General features: G+C 59.2%; 16 protein-coding genes. 14 read left to right on the forward strand and 2 right to left on the reverse strand.

Features of this window, described 5'->3' with window-relative positions:
- Window positions 1–8: 8 nt before the first annotated feature.
- Both flgF and ACQZ5K_RS02230 read right to left on the reverse strand, forming a co-directional pair.
- Entirely contained in the window at window positions 9–743 is a 735-nt protein-coding gene (gene flgF / locus ACQZ5K_RS02225) for a flagellar basal-body rod protein FlgF (RefSeq protein ID WP_004432506.1), read from the reverse strand.
- A gap of 1 nt (window position 744) precedes the next feature.
- The gene (locus ACQZ5K_RS02230) at window positions 745–1524 is read right to left on the reverse strand and encodes a DUF1217 domain-containing protein (protein WP_004432508.1); all 780 of its coding nucleotides are present in this window, start codon (window positions 1522–1524) and stop codon (window positions 745–747) included.
- A gap of 186 nt (window positions 1525–1710) precedes the next feature.
- On the opposite strand from ACQZ5K_RS02230, the gene motA reads away from it, so the two are divergent.
- The 14 genes from motA to ACQZ5K_RS02300 all read left to right on the forward strand — a co-directional run bounded on the left by motA (window position 1711) and on the right by ACQZ5K_RS02300 (window position 16244).
- Window positions 1711–2583, forward strand: a complete 873-nt coding sequence (gene motA, locus ACQZ5K_RS02235; RefSeq protein ID WP_004432509.1) for a flagellar motor stator protein MotA — start codon at window positions 1711–1713, stop codon at window positions 2581–2583.
- Window positions 2580–3539, forward strand: coding sequence for a FliM/FliN family flagellar motor switch protein (locus tag ACQZ5K_RS02240; RefSeq protein WP_168207961.1), 960 nt, complete (start codon window positions 2580–2582; stop codon window positions 3537–3539). The genes motA and ACQZ5K_RS02240 overlap by 4 nt, the downstream gene beginning before the upstream one ends.
- Window positions 3540–3603: 64 nt before the next feature.
- Window positions 3604–4143, forward strand: a complete 540-nt coding sequence (gene fliN / locus ACQZ5K_RS02245; RefSeq protein ID WP_035263929.1) for a flagellar motor switch protein FliN — start codon at window positions 3604–3606, stop codon at window positions 4141–4143.
- Between the two features lie 27 nt (window positions 4144–4170).
- Window positions 4171–5214, forward strand: a complete 1044-nt coding sequence (fliG, locus tag ACQZ5K_RS02250) for a flagellar motor switch protein FliG (RefSeq protein ID WP_020811423.1) — start codon at window positions 4171–4173, stop codon at window positions 5212–5214.
- Window positions 5215–5342: 128 nt separating this feature from the next.
- Window positions 5343–6425, forward strand: a complete 1083-nt coding sequence (gene flhB, locus ACQZ5K_RS02255) for a flagellar biosynthesis protein FlhB (RefSeq protein WP_004432517.1) — start codon at window positions 5343–5345, stop codon at window positions 6423–6425.
- Between the two features lie 5 nt (window positions 6426–6430).
- On the forward strand, window positions 6431–6868 hold the full coding sequence (locus tag ACQZ5K_RS02260; protein ID WP_004432518.1) for a hypothetical protein: 438 nt from the start codon (window positions 6431–6433) through the stop codon (window positions 6866–6868).
- Between the two features lie 308 nt (window positions 6869–7176).
- Window positions 7177–8469 (forward strand): flagellin N-terminal helical domain-containing protein, encoded by a 1293-nt coding sequence (locus ACQZ5K_RS02265; RefSeq protein WP_448739521.1) that lies wholly within the window; start codon window positions 7177–7179, stop codon window positions 8467–8469.
- Between the two features lie 313 nt (window positions 8470–8782).
- Window positions 8783–9439 carry a hypothetical protein gene (locus ACQZ5K_RS02270; protein ID WP_448739522.1) on the forward strand — a complete coding sequence of 219 codons (657 nt, stop codon included), beginning with the start codon at window positions 8783–8785 and terminating at the stop codon, window positions 9437–9439.
- Window positions 9436–10743, forward strand: a complete 1308-nt coding sequence (locus ACQZ5K_RS02275; protein WP_448739523.1) for a MotB family protein — start codon at window positions 9436–9438, stop codon at window positions 10741–10743. The genes ACQZ5K_RS02270 and ACQZ5K_RS02275 overlap by 4 nt, the downstream gene beginning before the upstream one ends.
- Complete coding sequence (gene motC / locus ACQZ5K_RS02280; RefSeq protein WP_448739524.1) at window positions 10740–12017, forward strand: chemotaxis protein MotC; 1278 nt, start codon at window positions 10740–10742, stop codon at window positions 12015–12017. The genes ACQZ5K_RS02275 and motC overlap by 4 nt, the downstream gene beginning before the upstream one ends.
- Window positions 12014–13375 carry a flagellar hook-length control protein FliK gene (gene fliK / locus ACQZ5K_RS02285; protein WP_448739525.1) on the forward strand — a complete coding sequence of 454 codons (1362 nt, stop codon included), beginning with the start codon at window positions 12014–12016 and terminating at the stop codon, window positions 13373–13375. The genes motC and fliK overlap by 4 nt, the downstream gene beginning before the upstream one ends.
- Window positions 13323–13889 carry a lytic transglycosylase domain-containing protein gene (locus tag ACQZ5K_RS02290; RefSeq protein WP_059760571.1) on the forward strand — a complete coding sequence of 189 codons (567 nt, stop codon included), beginning with the start codon at window positions 13323–13325 and terminating at the stop codon, window positions 13887–13889. The genes fliK and ACQZ5K_RS02290 overlap by 53 nt, the downstream gene beginning before the upstream one ends.
- 282 nt (window positions 13890–14171) lie before the next feature.
- Window positions 14172–14843 (forward strand): response regulator transcription factor, encoded by a 672-nt coding sequence (locus ACQZ5K_RS02295; RefSeq protein WP_004432529.1) that lies wholly within the window; start codon window positions 14172–14174, stop codon window positions 14841–14843.
- 105 nt (window positions 14844–14948) lie between these two features.
- The gene (locus ACQZ5K_RS02300) at window positions 14949–16244 is read left to right on the forward strand and encodes a flagellar hook protein FlgE (RefSeq protein WP_035263923.1); all 1296 of its coding nucleotides are present in this window, start codon (window positions 14949–14951) and stop codon (window positions 16242–16244) included.
- Window positions 16245–16261: the final 17 nt, after the last annotated feature.

Here is a 16261-nt window from a genome sequence, read left to right on the forward strand (position 1 = left end):
TCAGTTCCTCAACGCGCGCCGCCAAGCGTCTTGATGCCTTCGCCGAAGGTCGATTCGGTATCGCGCATCAGCGAGGAGATGCTTTCAAAGGCGCGGTTGACCTGGATGAGCTGCGTCATCTGGGAAATGCCGTTGACGTTGGACTGTTCGAGATAACCCTGAACGACGCCGACTTCATGATTGTTGACCACCGGAACCGGCTGGGCCACCGGCTTCACGCCGCTATTGGGATGACGCAGGAACCCTTGCGAGAAATCCGCCTGGAAGATGCCGAGGGTAGCGACGATGTTTTCGTTCTGCCGGATGGCGCCGTCGAGACCGACGGTGATCGGGCCGCCATTCGGATTGAGCTGGATCGGACCGCCGCCGGCATCGAGAACGGGATAACCGTTCGAGGAGATGAGCGCGCCGTCCGGACGCATGGTGAAACGGCCGTCGCGGGTGAGAATCTGGCCGTCGGGCGTGTCCAGCGAAAACCAGGCGTCGCCCTTGATGGCGAAATCGAAGGAATTGCCGGTCTGCTCGAAAGCGCCCTGACGGGTGGAAAGGTAGTCGTTGCCCTGCGAAACGAAGGCCACCCGGGCATTCATGTCATTGTGGTTCTTGGCGACCATTTCGTCGAATTTCACTTCGGAGCCGCGGAAGCCGACCGTGTTCACATTCGCCATATTGTCGGAAATGGTGGTGAGACGGCGCTCCAGCGCGATCTGCGAGGACAGGGCGACGTATAGTCCGGATTGCATATCATTTGCCTCCGAGTTTCAGGGAGTTGATGGAGATCAGCAGGTCGGGGGAAATGCCGTAGCCGCTGGAAGAGCCGAAAACGGCCAGAGGGTCATAGGTCGTCGAGGGGTTTTGCATTTCCCACATGATGGTGAAACGCTCGAGCAGCTTGCCGACCTTTTCGGGATCCTGCAGATCCTTGATATCGATGGTTTTTTCGATGAGCGCCGCCTGTTTGTCGACATCGGCGGCGGCAAACTCGTCGGGAAGGTTGTAGGCCGTGCGAAACACCTGCGCGAGCGCATCGTCCGCCAGAAAGTCGAGGCCGGATGTGATGGTTGACGCCTTGCGTTCGAAATAAAGGGCAAGCCGGACGCCGTTATTGTCGTCGCCCGCTTCCTGTTCCAGCGTCTGGCGCGTGTATTTGCCGATGACGCCCGATTTGGCGGCGTCAGTGGAGGTTGCCGCGGCCCCCAGGCCGGCAAAATCCAGCGACTTCGCAAAATCCGCATAACGGCTGTCGGAGAGCTTGTTGGCGAAGGCGTCCTTGTCCGAGGTGCCTTCCGTCAGCACCTTGCGGATGAAGGCCTTCGCATAGGCCATGTCCTCGAGCCCGTGGGCTTTCAGCGCGTAATTGTAAAGGCGCGTATCGGCCATGAAGTCGTCGATGGATTTCACATCGCCGATCTTCGCGCGGTAATATTCGGTCTCGCGCGCCACGTCGGGCTGCTCCGACACCCGCTCAAGCGATTTCCCGATATCCTGACTGATCAGTCTGTAGCTGGTGTAGGTGGAAGTCACTGAACCGCCGCTCTCGTTTGATCCCGATCTCAAGGCGCACGTCCGCCTTTGCCGGCATAGTGCCGTGGCTTGCTTGTGCGAAACTGGCTGGAGGCGGCAGCGCGGGAGAGGCTTTGCGGACAGGTTCACGCAAGCCACATTTTTTAGACATGGCGGCATGGAACACTGTTCGGGCGTGGTCGATCAATGAATATTGTAATTGGACTTATAATCACCTTCGGCTGCATCATCGGCGGTTATATGGCGATGGGCGGTCATCTGGACGTGCTGATTCAGCCGTTCGAATTGATGATCATCGGCGGCGCCGGTCTCGGCGGCTTCATCATGGCGAACCCCATGAAGGTCGTGAAGGACTCGGGCAAGGCGCTCGGCGAGGCCTTCAAGCATTCGGTCCCGAAGGAGCGAAACTATCTCGACGTGCTCGGCGTGCTTTATTCGCTGATGCGCGATCTGCGCACGAAATCGCGCAACGAGATCGAGGCCCATATCGACAATCCGGAAGAATCCTCGATCTTCCAGAGCGCGCCCTCGGTTCTGAAAAACAAGGAACTGACCTCGTTCATCTGTGACTATGTCCGCCTCATCATCATCGGCAACGCCCGCAGCCACGAAATCGAGGCGCTGATGGATGAGGAAATCGAGACCATCCTGAACGACAAGCTGAAACCCTATCACGCGATCACCACCATGGGCGATTCCTTCCCCGCCATCGGTATCGTCGCGGCGGTTCTCGGCGTCATCAAGGCCATGGGCAAGATCAACGAATCGCCGGAAGTGCTGGGTGGCCTGATCGGCGCCGCACTCGTCGGCACCATGCTCGGCATCATCCTGTCCTATTCGATCTGCAACCCGCTGGCGTCGCAGGTCAAGATCGTCCGCACCAAGCAGCACCGCCTCTACATCATCGTCAAGCAGACGCTGATCGCCTACATGAACGGCTCGGTGCCGCAGGTCGCACTCGAATACGGCCGCAAGACCATCTCCAACTACGAGCGGCCGTCGATTGACGCCGTCGAACAGGAGATGATGAACCCCGGCGGCGAAAACAAGGCGGCATGACGATGGCAAAAGCTGCAGCGCAACAAGCACCCGCCATCGACACCGCCCTGCTCGCAAAATTGACGGGAGGGTTGTCCGACCGCAAGACGATCGCCAAGATCGGTTCCGATATCGGCCATCTCTACAGCGAATTCCTGCCTGATATCTTCCACAGCGAGACCGGCATCGCGATCGACGTCGAATATGTCGGTTCCGAATCGGGACTGATGACCGACCTGATCGCCAATGTCGGGCGCAATGTCGCGGTTGCCGATTGTTCCCTGCGCAACTGGTGCCCCAATTTCATGATGACGGTCGGTAACGGCTTCGTCATCGCGCTCATGGAGCGCATGCTGGGCGCGTCGCCGGACATGATCGGCGAACCGGACGAGCGAAGCCTGTCCCATATCGAGCTCGACCTCGCGGCCATGGTTCTTGGCCGCATCGCGGGTGTCCTGCGCTCCGGTGTCAACGCGCCGGGCGGTTTTGAGGCGGCCATCGATCCGCCCTTCAATTCCAACGGTAAAAGCGCCTTCGACGAGATGATCGCCGGCCTTTACGGTGTGACCATCCGCCTGAAGATCGATATCGGCAAGGTATCGTCGGAATTCTCGCTGATCGTGCCGCAGCGACCCCTGCTCAAGACTTCCATTGTTGCCCCCAAGGCTTCAGCCCAGGCGCTGAAGAAGCAGGAGGAATGGATGGAGATGATTTCGGAGCAGGTGAAGCGATCACAGGTCACGCTCGAGGCGCGCATCAAGCTCGAAACGCTGACGCTCAGGACAATTTCCAAGCTGGTGGCCGGCGACGTCATTCCGTTCCAGGCTCTGAAGCAGGACGACATCGGCGTCGAGGTCAGCGCCAACGGTTCCAAGCTTTATAATTGCGAATTCGGCAAGTCCGGCGACCGCTACATGGTTCGGGTGAAGAACAATGTCAGCACGGACGACGAGATCTTACGACATTTGATGGGTTAAAATCCTGCCCGGCCTTCGGGGATTTGGGCAGGCTGACGCAAGTTTCAAAGGGAATAATCAGCGCATGGCTACGAAGAAAACACCTGTGACCGATGATGCGGCGCTGCCGTCGTTTGAAGACGGCGGCGACCTCGACCAGGCTATCGGCGATCTGCGTGGCGTCCTCAAGACGGATGCGGAAGGTTCGCTCTCCGATTTCGGCGACTTCGGCGATTTCGGAAGCACGGACGAGGTTTCGACGGATACCGACCTTTCCGCTTTCGGCGGCGGAACGGCCGATTTCGGGATGGATGATTTTGCCGCCGCCCCGCAGGTTGCGGGGGTGAAGGCGCCGCTTGGCAGCGGATTGTCCGAAAACATGGAAATGATCATGGACATCCCGATCGATGTCCAGATCGTTCTCGGCACCAGCAGAATGCTCGTTTCGGGGCTGATGAGCCTTGAAGAAGGAGCGACGATCGCACTCGACCGCAAGATCGGCGAGCCGGTCGAAATCATGGTGAATGGCCGCCGTATTGCGCGCGGTGAAATAACGGTTCTGGAAGACGACGATACGCGCTTCGGCGTAAAATTGATTGAAGTACTGAGTACGCGAAAAGCCTGATCCCTGTGGGGACGGAGAGGAAAGACCATGATGGACTTCGAGGATTTCGGTAACCCCCTGGCAGGGAAACCGTTGTCTCAGGCCGACAAGGCGGCCGCGGTGCTTCTTGCCATGGGCAAGGGCGTCGCCGGCAAGCTGCTCAAATTTTTCACGCAGCACGAATTGCAGATGATCATTTCCTCGGCCCAGACCCTGCGCGTCATTCCTCCCGATGAGCTTGCCCAGATCGTAGCCGAGTTCGAAGACCTGTTCACCGAAGGAACGGGTCTGATGGACAATGCCAAGGCAATCGAAAGCATTCTCGAAGAGGGCCTGACCCCTGAAGAGGTGGACAGCCTTCTCGGGCGCCGCGCGGCCTTCCAGGCCTATGAAGCATCCATCTGGGACCGCCTGCAGGAAGCCGAGCCGGAATTCGTCGGCAAGTTCCTGCTGCGCGAACATCCGCAGACCATCGCTTATATTCTTTCCATGCTGCCCTCGTCCTTCGGTGCGAAGGTTCTCCTGACCATTCCGGAAGAGCAGCGCGCCGATATCATGAACCGCACCGTCAACATGAAGGAAGTCAGCCCCACGGCTGCCCAGATCATCGAGAAGCGTGTGGTCAACCTCATCAACGAAATCGAAGCCGAGCGCAATGCCGGCGGTTCCACGAAGGTTGCCGATCTGATGAACGAACTGGACAAGCCGCAGGTCGATACGCTGCTCAGCTCGCTCGAGACGCTCAGCAAGGAAGCCGCAAACAAGGTCAAGCCGAAGATCTTCCTCTTCGACGACCTCATGTTCATGCCGCAGCGCAGCCGCGTCCTGCTGCTCAACGATGTTTCGGCGGATGTTCTGACGATGGCGCTGCGCGGCGCCACGATGGAAATCAAGGAATGCGTGCTCTCCAGCATCAGCCCGCGCCAGCGCCGCATGATCGAATCGGACCTTGCGGTGCCGCAGGCCTCGATCAACACCCGCGAAGTGGCGATTGCACGCCGCGCCGTCGCGCAGGAAGCGATCCGGCTCGCCAATTCCGGCCAGATCCAGCTGAAGGAAGCCTCCGCGGAGGAACAACCGGCCGCGGCTTAAGCGGAAGCCGGTTGATAACCCGCCCTTACGGCGGAAGCGGCCATTGCGATGGCCGGTCACGGACGCTAGTTTCGGGAATGACGGCCTGCCGGGATCGGCGGGCCTTTTTTTGATCCCGGGGACGTGCCTTGGCAGACGATCAGGACAAGGACAGTAAAACAGAAGCCCCGACGGAGAAAAAACTCCGCGATGCGGCGGAAAAGGGCAATCTTCCCTTTTCCCGCGAAGTGCCGATCTTTGCCTCGTCGCTTGCCTTTTATTGTTACCTGGTCTTCTTCCTGCCCGATGGCGCCGGTCGTCTTGGCGTCACATTGAAGGACCTGTTCGGCCAGCCGGAACAGTGGGACCTCAGTACCCGGCCGGATGCCCTGTCGCTATTGTATTTTCTCGGCACCTCGATGGCCTATCTACTCATGCCGGCGATGATCATGTTCATCGTCTTCGGGCTTGCCTCGTCGTTTTTCCAGAACCTGCCGTCGCCGGTGCTTGAGCGGGTGCGTCCGCAATGGTCGCGCGTCTCGCCGGCGAAGGGCTTCACGCGCATCTACAGCAAGCAGGGTTTCGTTGAATTCGGCAAATCCGTATTCAAGATCATGATCGTCTCGGTCATCATGTTCCTTGCCCTGCGTGGCGACTTTTACAGCCTCATCGATCTGATGTTCTCCGATCCGCAGGTGATTTTCGTCCGCGTCGTCGAGATCGTCAAAAAGATGATGGTCGTGATTCTGCTTTCGACCGCGCTGCTTGCCGCCGTCGACGTTTTGTGGACGCGCCATCACTGGTTCAGCCAGCTGAAAATGACGAAGCATGAGGTGAAGGAAGAATACAAGCAGTCGCAGGGCGACCCCGTGGTCAAATCCCGCCAGCGCTCCATCGCCCGCGACCGCGCCCGCCGCCGTATGATCAACAACGTGCCGCGCGCCACACTTGTCATCGCCAACCCGACACACTTTGCGGTGGCGCTGCGTTATGTTCGCGAAGAAGGCGACGCACCTGTTGTCGTCGCCAAGGGTCAGGACCTTATCGCATTGAAAATCCGCGAGATTGCGGAAGAAAACAATATCCCCGTTTTTGAAGACCCGCCGCTTGCACGCTCCATGTTTGCGCAAGTCTCGGTAGATAGTGTGATTCCACCAGTCTTTTACAAGGCTGTGGCTGAGCTCGTTCACCGGGTTTACGCCATGAAGTCATCGAAAATACGGGTTCAATAAAACCAATGAAAAAATCCGCCTATTCCGAACAGCGGGAAATGATCGTCGCAGAGGCGATCAACCCGATCGCCACCGAACTTCGATTGTTAGACCCGGCCGACCTGATTTCGCTGCTCCGATTCGAGTGCTACGGCAGTATCGCCGACCTCGTTTCATCGGCTGCGGAGCTTTATTATCATCCCGGGACGATCAATTTCGGCGCCGGCGGCGAGTATAAGCTCGAATGGGAAGGCGCGCCTGAGATCGTCCTCGATCTTGAACTGAAGCCGAAGGGCGCCACGGTCTATGCGCGGTTGACGCTCGCCAACGAGCATGCGGCGATTGAGATCAATCACGTCTCGTTTCAGAACCCTTCCGAAAATCCGGACGAGAACACCGAGTTTCTTCGTCAAAGCCTGACGGCTGCCCGATTCGTGCCCACCCGTCAGGGCGAAGCGGCTTAACCGGATCACCCGCTCCCTATTTCCGTCATGTCCGTTGCGCGCGCCGAAATCGCGGGCGCAACGGCCTCGTTCCGGTGCGTTTTAACCCGAGCTTGCCTGAAGCCTGCCGGTTTATGCGAAACCCGGCTGCGAAAGCGAGGAACGCCTTGCAAATCAGTCTCGTTGTTTGTTACCTATCGTATTAACGATTTGTTAACGAACGGCAGGTCGCGGTGGTCGGTTCAGACCATTGCCGATGCGCATGATGCCCCTGCTCGTTGTCGGCACAGCGCCGGATTTTTTCTTAAATTTTGAGTTGGGTGGACCCCATGACCAGCATTTTGACCAATGCGGCGGCAATGGCCGCGCTGCAAACCCTGCGGATGATCGACAAGAATCTGGAAACGACGCAGGCGCGCGTCTCCTCCGGCTATCGTGTCGAGACTGCGGCGGACAACGCGGCCTACTGGTCCATTGCGACGACGATGCGCTCCGACAATAATGCGCTTTCGGCCGTGCAGGATGCTTTGGGTCTGGGCGCCGCCAAGGTCGACACCGCCTATGACGCGCTTGAAAGCACGATCGAGGTCGTCAAGCAGATCAAGGCCAAGCTCGTCGCCGCCTATGGCGTGGGCGCAGACCGCAGCAAGATTCAGGATGAAATCAAGCAGCTTCAGGAACAGCTGAAGAGCATCTCCGAATCGGCCTCCTTCTCGGGTGAAAACTGGCTGCAGGCCAGTATCAGCAACGGTGGCACGCCGCCGGTTGAAGAATCGATCACCAAAAAGGTCGTTGCATCCTTCACCCGCACAGGCTCGGGCAATGTCGGGGTCACGACCGTTGACTACACGCTCGACGGCAGTACCGTGCTTTTCGACCTCAGTGGCGGAAAGCTCGGTATTCTCGACAAAAACGCCGTTTTCGTCAGCAAGACGGAATATGAAGTCACCCAGACGTCGACGACCGCCGGCACGGCGACGGAGGCGGGTTATGTCGTACCGAAGCTCACCGATGCAGAAATCGGCGCGCTGAATGCTGCGACGACGGATACGAATACGGATCCGAATGTCTATAGCGACGGCACCACCAATTATCTCCGCCTTGCCGAAAATGTGTGGGTCAAGGTGACGGGGACGGATCCGTCGAGCGGCGGCACCACCGTTTCTCCCGCCTATCGCGACACCAGCAGCAACGACTGGTTTTACGATACCAGCAGCGGAGCGGCGTCCGCCGATCGTTCCCTCGGTTTTTCCGTCTCCACTCTCGATCTCGGCAATCTCGATATCGTTGCCGCAGCCATGGGCGGTTTTGCCGGCGGCGGCACGACCTATACCGACGCAGACGCTATCGACATGATGATGTCCTTCGTCGACGGGCAGCTTGAGGCGATGACCAGCACGGCTTCCAGCCTGGGTTCGCTGCAGAGCCGCATCAGCATGCAGGATAACTTCGTTTCCAGCCTGATGGATGTGATCGACAAGGGTATCGGCCGTCTCGTCGATGCCGACATGAACGAGGAATCGACCAGGCTGAAAGCGCTGCAAACGCAGCAGCAGCTCGGCATCCAGGCGCTCTCCATCGCCAACGCCAATGCGGAAAATATCCTCCAGCTCTTCAAGTAACGGGTCTGGCCGGCGTGGGCGCGCGGGGATGAATGGGCGCAGGCTTCCTGATCGAGCCCGCCTTCATCCTCGCACAAGTTTGAACACCTAACGTCGGGTCAATATGGGGCGGATCGCATGGCGTGATCCGGCCGGGAAACGTGGAAGAGACGGGCAGGGTAGCAAGGATGACGGTGGTGCCGCCAAACGGCTTAGAGCATTTCCAGGAAAAGTGGACCCCGGTTTTCCGTCCGGAAATGCGGCGAGGCTTTTGCGATTCGCGCGGGCAACGAAACATATCTGGCCCCTTTCTCCTGTTTTGCCGGGGGCAGGCATGAGCGCGTCCATCGCACGGTTTCTCAAGGACTTCGGTGAAGCGCAACCGCAACCGGCGGCGCAGGCCTTCGGCGACCCGTTGGCCGATACAGATTTCCTGTCCGGTTTTGCTGACGGCGCTTCCGGTTTCGACGAATTTGCTCCCGTCGATGTGGAGAGCGAGAAACAGGCGGCCTATGACCGCGGCCGCGAAGATGCTGCCCGCGAGATCACCGAGAAGATGCAGGCGGAGCGGGAAGAGCTGATCGCCGCCCATGCGGCCGAGCTGGAGGCCCTGCGTTCGGGGCACCTCGAAGAAATCGCGTCTTCCCTGTCCCGTGGTCTGCGCGAGGGTATCGACGCGATTGCGGCCAATCTCAGCGAACAGACCGCCAATATCCTTGCTCCGGTCCTGACGGAAAAGCTGTCGCTCAAGGCGGTCTCGGCGCTGGCGGATGTGGTGCGTAGCGCCATGCCGGATGGAGAAGGGGTCACGCTTGTCGTGAAAGGCCCGAAAGATCTGTTCGAGCGGCTGAAGATACAGCCCGGCTTTGAAGAAGAAACGATGAAATTTACCGAGACCACCGATATCGATCTTTCCGTCGAGTTGGGTGAGAGCGTGTTCGTGACGCGCATGTCCGCCTGGGCGTCCAGTCTTCGCAAGGTGATGAAATGAGTGAAGGCGAAAATCACCACCACGGTAAAAACGAGATCATCATCGTCAAGCGCCACAAGGGCGGGCACGATGGCGCCCATGGCGGTGCGTGGAAAATCGCCTATGCCGACTTCATGACGGCGATGATGGCGTTCTTCCTCGTCATGTGGCTGGTCAATGCCGCCAATGAGGAAACCAAGGCCTCGGTCGCCAGCTACTTCAATCCGATCAAGCTGTCCGATGAGAAACCCTCGTCCAAGGGGCTGGAAAAGCCGGTGGACAAGGAAGAGGGCGTCCAGAAGAAGGACCAGTCCAACATCCAGGCGGAAAAGGTCACCAAAGGCTCCGCCGCGGCGACGGGCGAAGACCTGACCTCGCAGACTGGTGAGCAGTCGAACTTCTCCGAAGCGGACTTTTTCGAAAATCCCTATTCCGTGCTGGCGGAAATCGCCCAGCAGGTGGGGCAGCAGGCCAATGTCAGCGCCAAGGGCGAGGGCGGCGCCGCCGATTCCGGCCCGGCGACGGGCGCAAGCGGCGGTGAAGCCTATCGTGATCCGTTCGATCCCGATTTCTGGACCCAGCAGGTGAAAATCACTCGCGCCGATCAGCCGCAGAAACCGGTTGAACAGCAGCAAGTCACCGAGAGCAAACAGGAGGATGCAGCCGAAAACGCTCAGGCGGTCGCGCTCAAGGCGTCCGAGACACCGGCCGACAAGGCGCAAGACGGCAAGCCGATGGAAGTCGCCGCCGTTGTGCCGCAGCAGCGCCCGGATGCGGCCGAGCAGGCAGCGCTCGCGCAGCCAAAGCCGGATGAGCCGCGCCAGGCGAGCGATGCACAGCAAAAGACCAGCGACGCCGAGTGGGAAAAGGCCGACACGCTGCGCGAGGAGATCGAGAAGCAGATATCGGGCATTACCGGCAAGCTTTCCGAAGGCCTGGTGGTGACGCCGGCCGAAGGCGGATTGCTGCTCACCATTTCCGACCAGACGGAAACGCCGATGTTCAACATCGGATCGGCCGTTCCCCGGCGTGAAATGGTTCTGGCCATGGAAAAAATCGGCAAACTGCTTCAGGAGCGCGGCGGCAGCGTGGTGATACGCGGCCATACCGACGGGCGGCAGTTCAAGGGCGAGGCCAATGACAACTGGCGGCTCTCCATGGACCGTGCGCACAGCGCCTATTACATGCTGGTGCGCGGCGGCCTGTCGGAAGAGCGGGTAAAGCAGGTCTCGGGTTTTGCGGACCGCAGATTGCAGGTGCCGGCGGACCCTCTGGCGGACGCCAACCGCCGCATCGAAATTCTGCTTGAGGCCGATCGGGGGTGAGTGTGACGAAAACCTCGAAACGCTGGCTTCTTCTTGCGGCGACGCTTTGCGGTCTCGGCTCCGAGCCGGGCCGGGCGTTTTCGCAGTCGCAAGACAATCTCATGCCCTATTCCATGCTGCGCTCCCTGCAATTCGTGCAGGATTCGGTCGCCATGGGCGACCATTCCGCTTCGGAAATGCAGCGGTTTCTACTCCAGACCATCGATGAGCGGCTGAAGAGCGCGCCTTCGGCGATCTTCAAGGATCCGCGCAATGTCGATGCGGCGCTCATCTATGCGATGAGCGGCGGCAATCCGGCCACGCTGGAACTGCTGGTCGCGCGCGATGTGGATGGCAATTTCGACAGCCGCGTTGCCGATATCCTGCGCAAATACCTCTCCGGCAAGGGAACGCTTGTCGCGCAGAGCATTGCGGCCATGGTGCCGGAATATCGCGGCAAGCGGATTGGCGCCTATCTTGCGCTGATCGGCGGCAATGTGACGATCCCGCGCGATCCGCTGGCGGCGCTTGGTTTTTACGATATCGCCCGGCTCGAAGCGCCGGGCACCATCGTCGAGGAAGCCGCATTGCGCCGTTCGCTCGCCATCGCGGTTGAGGACGGCGATGCGGCACGCGGCGTCGATTATGCGCAGCGTTATGCGCGGCGGTTCCTGCATTCGCCCTATGCCAGCCAGTTTGCGGACCTTCTGGTCTCGCTGGTGGTCAAGCGCGCCGATTCCATCGGGGAGGAGGCGATACAGGAAACCTTCGCCATGATGGATACCGAGAGGCAGAAGGAAGCCTATCTGCGGCTTTCCCGCCTCGCGGCGATCAGCGGCAAGGATTCGCTGGCGCGCATGGCGGCGTTGAAGGCGAAGGCGCTATCTCCTGCGCTGCCGGGTGAGCCGGAAGTGCAGGCAAATCTCTATGAAAGCCTTTCCAACATCGGCACGCCCGATGTGGTGAGCGCAATCGAGACAATAGGGCAAATTCCCGAAGCGCAGCTTTCGGATCGGGACAGGGCCTTGCGGGAGGCGGCAAGGGCGATTGCCGAGCAGGTGGTTCGTCCTCCTTCCCCGCAGTCCGGTGTCGAGACCGACACTGCAGCCACGAAGGACACCGGGCGGAATGTGCCCGAACACGAAGCGAACGCTGCCGATGCAAGGAGCATATGGCGGGTCGAAACCCAGAAGGCTGACGATGAGGGCGACAACGTGCGGCAACTCGTGACGAGCGGTCGCAGCAAGCTCGATGAAATCGACAGCCTGTTGAAGAAAGGCGAGGGGGCACCATGATCGACGCAACCATCAACGCGATAATGAATGCGCCGCCATCCGATCCGCGCGCCGGTAGCGCCAGCGTCAGGGACGACGCCAAGGGCGGCAGTTTCGGTGATGCCCTTTCCACGGTTCGGGACGAGCGCCCGCCGCAGGCGCTGCATTCGCGGCATCAGCAGGACGAGAGCCCGGCTGAAGAACAGCAGGCGCAGCCCGATGGCGAGGCGGAAAAGATGGATGTCCCGGTCAAGCGGCCCGCAACATTTCTCAATGTGATCGTCAACGAGCATGCCGGCGAAGGTCGTGCCCAGGAGACGGTGGCCGAGTTTCAGAGCGCCGTGAAAACGGCCCGCACAACGCCGGAAAACGGCAAGACCGGCAAGAAGCTCAAGGACGACGCCGACAAGGACGCGGAGGTGACGGACGATACGATCAATCCGAAGCTGGCGGAACTGCAGCTGGTGACGGCCAATACCGCCGATATGGCGACGGCCAAGACACCGCTTGAGGAAATTGCACAGGCGATTGCCGGCAAGGCCGACACGGTGAAATCAGACCGTGCTGAACCTGTCCGTGGCAAGGTCGAGCATTCGGTCAAGGACATGCCGACGGGGATCGCACCAGCCGGTAACGAGGCGGGTTCTGCTTCGGAAAACGAGGGCGATGCCTCGGCATTCCGTTTTTCGTCGCCGCGCTCAGGCGTGGCCCGGGCTCTGGATATGAGCACCGTTCAGCGTGAAGGCCGTGTCGAGTTCGATGCACGCGAAAGCACAGGTAAAGCGACCGACACCATAACTGTTCTCGATTCGCGGCGGTTCATCGGCCTGGCGCCCTCGACCAACGCCTCGGCCCTGACCGGCCTGATCGTCAACGATCCGGAATGGGTGAGCGCCATGCAGCCCGGTTCGTCGCTCTCCAATGCGGCGGCCCAGAGCAGCACCGGCAGGGTCGTCCATACGCTGAAGCTGCACATGACGCCGATCGAGCTTGGATCGGTGACAATGTCGCTGCGTCTTGCCGGTGACGAGCTTGCCGTTCACATGACGGTGGAGAGTGTTGCGGCCTATAAAAAGCTCCAGGAAGACAGCAAGAGCATCCTCGATGGCCTCAAGGCGCAGGGTCTGACGGTCGATAACATCACCATCAGCATCGCTTCTTCCGACAAGAGTGACCAAACGGGCACACAAGGCAACAATCAGCAAAATCAGCAGGCGCAGCAGCAGGGTCAGCAGGCCGCCGCCGGGCGCAACCGTGACGAGTCCGGAGCACGGGGCGACCGGCAAGGCAATGGCGATAATTTGGGGGTGCATAATGAAGGCATGGATGGCGTTTCTGGCTCTGCCCGCTCTTCTGCTGACAATGGCGTCTACCTCTGAAAACGCGTCCGCTTCGGCAACGTCAGGTGTCTGTGAAAGAGAGATCCAGTCGGCGGCACGCAAATATGGCGTGCCGGAGGGAATTCTCTATTCGGTGGGGCTGACCGAAACGGGCCGCAAGGGGCGTCTCGACCCCAACGCCATGAATATCGAGGGAAAACCGGTATTTGCCTCCTCCACCGAGGAGGCTTTGACCACTTTTGAGGCGGCAAAGCGCAACGGCGCCAAGCTGATCGACCTCGGATGCATGCAGATAAATCATTATTTCCATGGCGAAAACTTCGCATCCGCGCGGGAAATGTTCGATCCGCGCCGCAATGTGGAATATGCCGCCATGTTTCTGCGCAACCTTCACAACAGGCATGAAACCTGGACCATGGCGGTCGCCCGCTATCATGCCGGCCCCAACAATGATCCGGCACAGAAGAAATATGTCTGCCGTGTCATCGCCAATCTGGTGGCGACGGGCTACGGGAAATGGACTGCCAACGCGAAAAATTTCTGCGACGGTTGACAACCTGAAATTGCTTTCAGGCACCGCAGGACTCGTATTTTGAAATGTGGCGATAGATTGATCGAAAAAAGGCATTTCAAGTGGTTTTTTCGGAATTTTGAAATTTCTACACAAAAATTTTGTGCCATATATGGTTAATACCCACTATATATAGATCAAATCGGCACAAAATGGTTAATCAATTATTAATATCTATCGATGATTTCCTACAGTTGTCCCTGAATCGCCCGATTCGTACCAATGCCACATTGGAAAACACCACACTGATTCGGAGGCGGACGAATGATCGTAGTGGTTGATGAGCGCGAGCTCGTTAAAGACGGCTATACATCTCTATTTGGGCGTGAGGGCATTCCCTCGACCGGGTTCGATCCGGTCGAATTCGGGGAGTGGGTCTCGACGGCGGCGGAAAGCGATCTTGCGGCTGTGGAAGCCTTCCTGATCGGCCAGGGCGACCGGAGCTTTTCTTTGCCGAAGGCGATCAGGGATCGCACGACGGCCCCGGTGATCGCGGTCAGCGACCAGCCCTCGCTGGAATCGACGCTGGCGCTTTTCGACAGCGGCGTCGATGACGTCGTGCGCAAGCCGGTACACCCCCGTGAAATCCTTGCGCGTGCGGCGGCGATCCGTCGCCGATTGCAGGTCATCTCGAACTTCACCGATGCCGGGCCGATCCGGGTTTTCTCCGATGGCCGCGACCCGGAAGTGGGTGGTGAAGTGTTCCCCCTGCCGCGCCGTGAGCGCCGCATCCTCGAATATTTGATCGCCAATCGCGGACGCCGCGTTTCCAAGGCGCAGATTTTCAATGCCATCTACGGCATCTTCGATGACGACGTCGAAGAAAACGTCGTTGAAAGCCACATCAGCAAGCTGCGCAAGAAGCTGCGCAAGAAGCTTGGCTATGATCCGGTCGATTCCAAACGTTTCCTCGGCTACAGCATTGATTGGCAATGATTTTCATTGACCCGCGTGGTCTTTTTCAAACGCGGTATTTCCGACAGCTTCACGCAAGCCAAACGCTTTACCTTCTCCCTGAAAGATGACCACGAGGGTTTTTGAATGAGTATTTTCGGCACTATGCGAACCGGTGTGTCCGGCATGAATGCACAGGCGAACAAGCTGGGGACCGTGGGCGACAACATCGCCAACGCAAGCACCACCGGCTACAAGCGCGCATCGACGTCGTTCTCCTCGCTCGTTCTGCCCTCCTCGTCGGGCAGCTATGCGTCCGGCGGCGTGCAGTCCAACGTTCGCTACAGCATTTCGGAGCAGGGCAACCTCTCCTACACCACCTCGAGCACCGACCTTGCCATTCAGGGCAACGGCTTCTTCGTGGTTCAGGACGGTGCAGGCACACCCTACCTCACCCGCGCCGGCTCCTTCCAGAAGAATTCGGAAGGTTATCTAGAGAATGCGGCAGGCTTCATGCTGATGGGTTACCCTTACGGCGCCAACCCGCCGGCTGCGGTCGTCAACGGCTTTACCGGTCTTGAGGCCATCAATATCAATGACTTCGGTCTGACGGCGTCTCCCTCCACGCAGGGCAGCTTCCCGGCCAACCTTAATCGTGATGAGGCAATCGTTGCTGCGGGATCGCGCCCGAGTGACAACCTCGCAACGTCGACGGTTGGCAGCAAGACGTCGCTCACGGCGTTCGACAGCGGCGGTGCCAAGGTTCTTTACGACTTCTATTACACGCGGATTGACAACGATGCGTCCGGCAATCCGCAGTGGGAAGTGTCGGTTTATCGTCAGGATCAGTCGACGGATGGCGGCTTCCCCTATACGGCAACCGCGCCGGCTACGCTCGTCAAGGAAACGGTCACCCTGACCTTCGATCCCGCCACCAACAAGCTCACCAGCGGATCGGATAGCTCGATCACGATTAACGACAGCAACAGCGGCGTGGCGCAGGCGATCGAGATCGACCTGTCGCAGATGACGCAGTTCTCCTCGAAGTTCACGCCTGGCACCGCTGTTCTGAACGGTAACGGCCCAAGCCAGATCAAGGACGTCGAAATCGGCAAGGATGGCCTGGTGACGGCGGTCTATCAGGATGGCGGTCGCCGCAATATCTACCAGCTGGCGCTGGCCACGGTGCCGAGCGTCGACAATCTCAGCCCGCAGAACGGTAACGTCTATCTGCCGAGCAACGAGTCGGGTGTCGTCACCATCGGTTTCGCGCAGACGGGCAGCTTCGGTTACATCCAGAAGGGTGCGCTGGAAGGCTCGAACGTCGATATCGCCAGCGAACTCACCGACATGATTGAATCCCAGCGTATCTACACAGCGAATTCGAAAGTCTTCCAGACTGGATCGGATTTGATGGACGTCCTGATCAATCTGAAGAGATAATACTTCTCACGAGGACA

Source organism: Agrobacterium sp. 22-226-1, assembly GCF_053522345.1.

Coding starts and splice junctions, on each gene's coding strand:
- motA (WP_004432509.1), top strand. CDS start 1,711: ATGAATATTGTAATTGGACTTATAATCACCTTCGGCTGCATCATCGGC.
- ACQZ5K_RS02260 (WP_004432518.1), top strand. CDS start 6,431: ATGAAAAAATCCGCCTATTCCGAACAGCGGGAAATGATCGTCGCAGAG.
- ACQZ5K_RS02275 (WP_448739523.1), top strand. CDS start 9,436: ATGAGTGAAGGCGAAAATCACCACCACGGTAAAAACGAGATCATCATC.
- flgF (WP_004432506.1), bottom strand. CDS start 743: ATGCAATCCGGACTATACGTCGCCCTGTCCTCGCAGATCGCGCTGGAG.
- ACQZ5K_RS02265 (WP_448739521.1), top strand. CDS start 7,177: ATGACCAGCATTTTGACCAATGCGGCGGCAATGGCCGCGCTGCAAACC.
- fliG (WP_020811423.1), top strand. CDS start 4,171: ATGATGGACTTCGAGGATTTCGGTAACCCCCTGGCAGGGAAACCGTTG.
- ACQZ5K_RS02270 (WP_448739522.1), top strand. CDS start 8,783: ATGAGCGCGTCCATCGCACGGTTTCTCAAGGACTTCGGTGAAGCGCAA.
- fliK (WP_448739525.1), top strand. CDS start 12,014: ATGATCGACGCAACCATCAACGCGATAATGAATGCGCCGCCATCCGAT.
- ACQZ5K_RS02240 (WP_168207961.1), top strand. CDS start 2,580: ATGACGATGGCAAAAGCTGCAGCGCAACAAGCACCCGCCATCGACACC.
- fliN (WP_035263929.1), top strand. CDS start 3,604: ATGGCTACGAAGAAAACACCTGTGACCGATGATGCGGCGCTGCCGTCG.
- ACQZ5K_RS02300 (WP_035263923.1), top strand. CDS start 14,949: ATGAGTATTTTCGGCACTATGCGAACCGGTGTGTCCGGCATGAATGCA.
- ACQZ5K_RS02295 (WP_004432529.1), top strand. CDS start 14,172: ATGATCGTAGTGGTTGATGAGCGCGAGCTCGTTAAAGACGGCTATACA.
- ACQZ5K_RS02290 (WP_059760571.1), top strand. CDS start 13,323: ATGGCGTTTCTGGCTCTGCCCGCTCTTCTGCTGACAATGGCGTCTACC.